Here is a 5,247-nt window from a genome sequence, read left to right on the forward strand (position 1 = left end):
TCACCCCAGCGGGCACAAACGGTATTCGCGGGCAAATGTTCCTGGCCGGGTGAAAGATCATGTCATCCGGCGGATTTGAATAGATTTTGCAGCAACAGATGCGTCGGCCAGTAGACCGCGACCGGCAGACCGAAGAACAACAATGCAAACCATGCATGCGGAGACATCCAGGTCTGCGGCTTGCGGTCGTCGAAGCCCCAGACGAGGTTGATGTTGACCGGCGTCAGGCCCGGATCGGGCTGCGCCTTCGGCATCAGGAAATAGCAGACCGGCAGCACGATGCAGGAGACGATGGTCCACGCGACGAAGGCGCGGCTGTCATAGCCCATTTCCCAGAGAAGATAGAGCAGGAGAAACGGCAGCCAGCCGTGAAACAGGGAAAGTCCGCGCAGGAAGAGCGAGCGCTCCTTGTCGAACATATAGTCGGTCAGCCCGGTGGTGTGCTTGCCCAACAGATTGGCGACGAAATCGACAACCCACAGCGTCTGCGGCAGCAACAGGCCCACAGCGCTCATCGAGATCAGGAGCGGGTTGTCGAGCCACAGCCCCGCCAGCGTCAGGAGCAGCGCCAGATCGCAGAAATAGAGAAAGTTGGTCCAGCCGTATTGACGCAGATAGACCGGAATCAGCACCGCCATGAAGGCGGTATAGATCAGCTTGACCGCGAGCAAAGGCTCCACGGCATTACGCCGCCGCGTACGGATCTTTCCAGCGACCCGCCTTGCGCCCCGCAAGCAGCCAATAAAAAAAACCGCCGATGATGCCGGAGGCTGCGACCAATTGCAGTCCGTAGGTGATCGGCGACAGGTCGGTGGTGTTCTCAAGCTGCAGCGAGATGTCCGACATGAACCAGGCGATCGCCGCAATCAGCCCACCGCCGATCGCATAGTAGAAGATCGAGCGGATATCGAAAGTCTCCGCGACCGCGATCAGGATCACCGACGGAATAAAGGCAGACATGCCGGCAAAGCTGGTGGCGAAAAACGCCACGGCGAAGAAGGCGAATTTCTCGATCGGATCGGCGCTGAGCGAGACGAGTTCCGGCGCCATGATCCCGATCGCCAGAGCGATGCCCGCGGCAAGCAAGGCGAAAATCAGCGAAAACAGGATGACGAAAAAGCGGGTGATGAACATGCGGCGGCCTCTCTCCGGCTCATTGTTTAGAGCCGCCCGCGCAATCCTGTCCACCGTCGCGCCTGACCTATCCTCCGCTCATTCCCGCGAAAGCGGGAATCCAGTGGTCCTGGCTCCGGTCCCCGCTTTCGCGGGGACGGGCGGAGCAAATACCGGCAAGCGCGAGGGCCTAATCCGTCATCGCCATAGCGCGCAAAGCCATCCGCTCGCGCGCCGAGAGTTTCTCGGTCTCGCTCTTGAGCTGCCCGCAGGCGGCGAGAATGTCCCGGCCGCGCGGGGTGCGCACCGGCGAGGCATAGCCGGCGTTGAACACCACCTCGGAGAATTTCTCGATCTGCTCCCAGTCGGAGCATTCATACTGCGAGCCCGGCCATGGATTGAACGGGATCAGGTTGATCTTGGCGGGAATGCCTTTCAGGAGCCGCACCAATTCCTTTGCCTCGGCGAGCGAATCGTTGACCCCCTTCAGCATCACATATTCGAAGGTGATGCGGCGCGCATTCGATGCGCCGGGATAATCCCGGCAGGCCTGAAGCACGTCCCTGATCGGGTATTTGCGATTGAGCGGCACCAGCACGTCGCGCAGGTCGTCACGCACCGCATGCAGCGAGATCGCAAGCGAACAGCCGATCTCGGCTCCCGTGCGCGCGATGTTCGGCACAACGCCCGAGGTGGACAGCGTGATGCGCCGCTTCGACAGCGACAATCCGTCGCCGTCCATGGCGACGAGCAAGGCGTCGCGCACATTCTCGAAATTGTAGAGCGGCTCGCCCATCCCCATCATCACGATATTGGAGACGCAGCGCTCGCCCTCGGTCGGAAGTCCGGGTCCGGTGGCGCGGGTCTGGTTCAGAAAATCGCCCAGCCGGTCGCGCGCGACCATGATCTGGCCGACAATCTCGCCCGCCGTCAGATTGCGCACGAGCCGCTGCGTGCCGGTATGGCAGAACGAGCAGTTCAGCGTGCAGCCGACCTGGCTTGAGACGCAGAGTGTGCCGCGGTCGCTTTCGGGAATATAGACGGTCTCGATCAGATGCGGCCGCTCGCCGGGATTTTCGCTCGCGAGCTTGAGCAGCCACTTGCGGGTGCCGTCGGCGGAGACCTGCTCGGTCACGACCTCCGGCCGCTCCAGCGTGAAATGCTGTTCCAGCGCGCCGCGCACCTCTTTCGAGATCGAGGTCATCGCAGAGAAATCCCGCGCGCCGCGGACATAAAGCCAGTGCCAGATCTGCTGCGCGCGCATCCTGCGCTCGCGTTCCGGCACGCCGATGCCGCCCAGGATGTCGGCGAGCTGCGCGCGCGAAGCCCCGATCAGCGACGGCTTGTCGGGCGCGACATAGACCTCGAGCGGGGTCTTTTCGAGCGGCGCTGTGGCGGGGGCGGGGGTCATGCGTCGGTATATAGGGGAGCGCCGCGCGATAATACAGCCGGTCATTTCGGGACGCCGCGAAGCGGCGGACCCGGAATCCAGCAACACAATCCGAATGCCTGGATAAATTCCGGGTTCGCGCACTTTCAGCGCGCGCCCCGGAATGACGAAACTACCGGCATTCCTGCGCGGCGCGATCCAGCGCCTGCGACACGCCTTGCAGCGAAAACTTGTCGATGGTCTTGGTGCCGCGGCCGGACTCGCCGTGGACAATCGCCTCCGCACCCTTGCGCATGGCGTCGACGAGGCGCGCCTCCTCGGCGGCGTTCTTGACCCAGGCGCCGTCATTCTGGGTGTACATGGCGAAATTGGTCGAGCCGATCTCGATCGAGGCGTCGGTATTGGCCTTGAACGGATAGCCGATGATCACCGACACCTCTTCCCGCACCTTCTCGGCCGGGCGCGTGGAGACAAACAGCCATGCCGGATCGCGCGGACGGCCGGGGGGATTGGTCTCCGAAGAGGTCGGCTTGGAGAGCGCGAAGCAAACCTTCCGGCCGCCGGGCGAGGCCGTATAGGCGCCCCATGCGCCGAATTCACCGAGCAGCTGGGCGCCCGCGGTCTGCGCCGTTGCGGGTCCAATCGAGCCACCGGCGGTGAGCAGGACGCAGATGGGGAGCAGGCGAAGAAATACGGGAAGTCGTCGAACACGGCGCATTGCGGAAACCTAAGAGATTCGGAAGGGTGAGCAAACCCGCTAGCACGGACGGCTGTTTGTAATATTAGTTGAAAATCGGCGATGTGATGGCGCAGGGATACCATCCTGTGCCCGCTGTGCACATTCGCCGCAGTCCGAAACGCAGCGCGCCCTGAGGTCTCGCCCATGAAAGCCATCATCTGTTCTCGCTACGGCACGCCGGACGACCTCGAATTCCGGGACCTCCCCGAACCCGAGGCGGGGGAAGGCGAGGTCGTGGTGAAGGTCGCAGCGGCCGCGCTGAATTTTTTCGACACGCTGCTGATTGCCGGGAAATATCAGGTCAAACCGGACTTCCCGTTTTCGCCCGCGGCAGAGTTTGCCGGAACCGTTCATGCGACGGGCCCCGGCGTCACCAATTTCAAGGTCGGCGACCGGGTGATGAGCTATGCCGCCTATGGCGCCGCGCGCGAATATTATGTGCAGAAAGCGTCGCGGCTGGTGAAGGTGCCGGACAATCTCGATCTCGACCGCGCGGCAGGTCTCTCGGTCACCTACGGCACCACCATCCATGCGCTGAAGGATCGCGCAAAACTGAAAGCCGGCGAAACCCTTGCGGTGCTGGGTGCTGCCGGCGGCACCGGGCTCGCCGCCATCGAGATCGGCAAGCTGATGGGCGCGCGCGTGATCGCCTGCGCCTCGTCGGAGGAGAAATGCGCCTTCGCCAAAAAGCACGGCGCCGACGAGACGGTGAATTACGGCAGCGCCGACCTGAGCGCCGAATTGAAGCGGCTCGGCGGCACGCACGGCATCGACGTGATCTACGATCCGGTCGGCGACAAATATGCCGAGCCGGCGATACGATCGATGGCGTGGGAGGGGCGTTATCTCGTCATCGGATTCGCCGGGGGCGAAATCCCGAAAATCCCGCTCAATCTGGTGCTGCTGAAAGGCTGCGACATCGTCGGCGTGCATTGGGGCGCCTTCGTCGCGCGCGACCCGGAAGCCGAAGCCCGCAACATGAGCGAGATCGTGCGCTGGTGCGCGGAGGGCAAATTGTCCGCGCATGTGCATGCGGTCTATCCGCTCAGCGACACCGCGCAGGCGCTGAAAGACATCGCCGCGCGCAAGATCATGGGCAAGGCGATACTGAAGCCGTAGGCGCTGTCATCAGAATGCCGGGAGGCGCCGCGAGGGCCGTTACCTCTCCCGCTTGCGGGAGAGGTCGACCGCATGAGCGAAGCGAACGAGGTCGGGTGAGGGCGAAAATCGCCGCGTTGACATCGTCGCAAAGGCCCCCTCACCCGGCTCGGACCCTCGGTCCTCGCCACCCTCTCCCGCACGCGGGAGAGGGAACCCCTCATGCGCAATGGTCCAAAAACAAAAAACCCGGCCTCCTTGCGGAGACCGGGTGCGGCTGCCTGGAAACGGCGCCGGGGTCACACAGGTGAACCCGAGAAGGGATCAGTAGCCGTAACCGCCGTAGTAGGAGCGATAGCCGTAGGACTTGTAGCCGTAGCCGTACGACTTGTAGCCGTAGCTATAGCCGTAATAGGGCTTGTAGTAGGACTTGTAGCCATAGCCACCGTAGTAACCGGCGGACGCGGCAGTCGGGGCCAGAGCGGCGGTGACGAGGGCGGCACCAGCGGCGAGGCCGAGGATGGTCTTGCGGAACATGGGTCTCTCCTGTGTGAGGGACGCGGCCATCGCGTCCTGCACATCAGTCGCGCGGTCCCGCGGGCGGGTTCACAGCGCCCGCGTCCCTCCCTCGTATTTCCCGTATCCGGGGGGTTTTTTGGACGCGATCCGCCCGTCAGGGCCGGGCTGTGGCGGCGGCCACACCTTTGATTCGAAAGGGCTTTCGAGACGTGAATAGCCGCGACAAGCGCGGGCATAACGATCCCGTGAGACTTCGCTCTGCCTGGCCCTAGGTTCTGTACCCATAAAGGGGATTCCCGAAGCGGGTGTAAAGTGATTCAACCTCCTGACGGAGGAGATCATGGCCCGTTTCGATCTCAGTGATGCGGAGTGGCGGATCATCGCGCCG

6 protein-coding genes are annotated in these 5,247 nt (G+C 63.1%); 1 reads left to right on the forward strand and 5 read right to left on the reverse strand.

Annotated elements, in window-relative coordinates; all coding sequences use genetic code 11:
* Positions 1 to 62 precede the first annotated feature (62 nt).
* The 4 genes from ACK41X_RS22365 to ACK41X_RS22380 form a co-directional block, all read right to left on the reverse strand.
* Positions 63 to 680: a hypothetical protein gene (locus ACK41X_RS22365; protein ID WP_409728189.1), complete on the reverse strand. Its 618-nt coding sequence runs from the start codon at positions 678 to 680 to the stop codon at positions 63 to 65.
* A gap of 4 nt (positions 681 to 684) precedes the next feature.
* Positions 685 to 1,134: a hypothetical protein gene (locus ACK41X_RS22370; RefSeq protein ID WP_409728192.1), complete on the reverse strand. Its 450-nt coding sequence runs from the start codon at positions 1,132 to 1,134 to the stop codon at positions 685 to 687.
* A 169-nt stretch (positions 1,135 to 1,303) separates the two neighbouring features.
* Complete coding sequence (gene rlmN / locus ACK41X_RS22375; RefSeq protein ID WP_409728195.1) at positions 1,304 to 2,524, reverse strand: 23S rRNA (adenine(2503)-C(2))-methyltransferase RlmN; 1,221 nt, start codon at positions 2,522 to 2,524, stop codon at positions 1,304 to 1,306.
* A gap of 151 nt (positions 2,525 to 2,675) precedes the next feature.
* A complete protein-coding gene (locus ACK41X_RS22380) occupies positions 2,676 to 3,221 on the reverse strand; it encodes an invasion associated locus B family protein (RefSeq protein WP_409728198.1) in 546 nt (181 codons plus the stop codon).
* 165 nt (positions 3,222 to 3,386) lie between these two features.
* On the opposite strand from ACK41X_RS22380, the gene ACK41X_RS22385 reads away from it, so the two are divergent.
* On the forward strand, positions 3,387 to 4,361 hold the full coding sequence (locus tag ACK41X_RS22385; RefSeq protein WP_409728200.1) for an NADPH:quinone oxidoreductase family protein: 975 nt from the start codon (positions 3,387 to 3,389) through the stop codon (positions 4,359 to 4,361).
* Between the two features lie 303 nt (positions 4,362 to 4,664).
* Here ACK41X_RS22385 and ACK41X_RS22390 read toward each other — a convergent pair whose 3' ends face one another.
* A complete protein-coding gene (locus ACK41X_RS22390; RefSeq protein WP_409728203.1) occupies positions 4,665 to 4,877 on the reverse strand; it encodes a hypothetical protein in 213 nt (70 codons plus the stop codon).
* Between the last annotated feature and the right edge of the window lie 370 nt (positions 4,878 to 5,247).

The sequence above is a fragment of the Pseudorhodoplanes sp. genome (assembly GCF_046289595.1).
Taxonomy (GTDB): Bacteria; Pseudomonadota; Alphaproteobacteria; order Rhizobiales; family Xanthobacteraceae; genus Pseudorhodoplanes.

Excerpts from the sequence above, each read along its gene's own strand:
- ACK41X_RS22390 (WP_409728203.1), bottom strand. The coding sequence starts at position 4,877 with ATGTTCCGCAAGACCATCCTCGGCCTCGCCGCTGGTGCCGCCCTCGTC.
- rlmN (WP_409728195.1), bottom strand. The coding sequence starts at position 2,524 with ATGACCCCCGCCCCCGCCACAGCGCCGCTCGAAAAGACCCCGCTCGAG.
- ACK41X_RS22370 (WP_409728192.1), bottom strand. The coding sequence starts at position 1,134 with ATGTTCATCACCCGCTTTTTCGTCATCCTGTTTTCGCTGATTTTCGCC.
- ACK41X_RS22385 (WP_409728200.1), top strand. The coding sequence starts at position 3,387 with ATGAAAGCCATCATCTGTTCTCGCTACGGCACGCCGGACGACCTCGAA.
- ACK41X_RS22380 (WP_409728198.1), bottom strand. The coding sequence starts at position 3,221 with ATGCGCCGTGTTCGACGACTTCCCGTATTTCTTCGCCTGCTCCCCATC.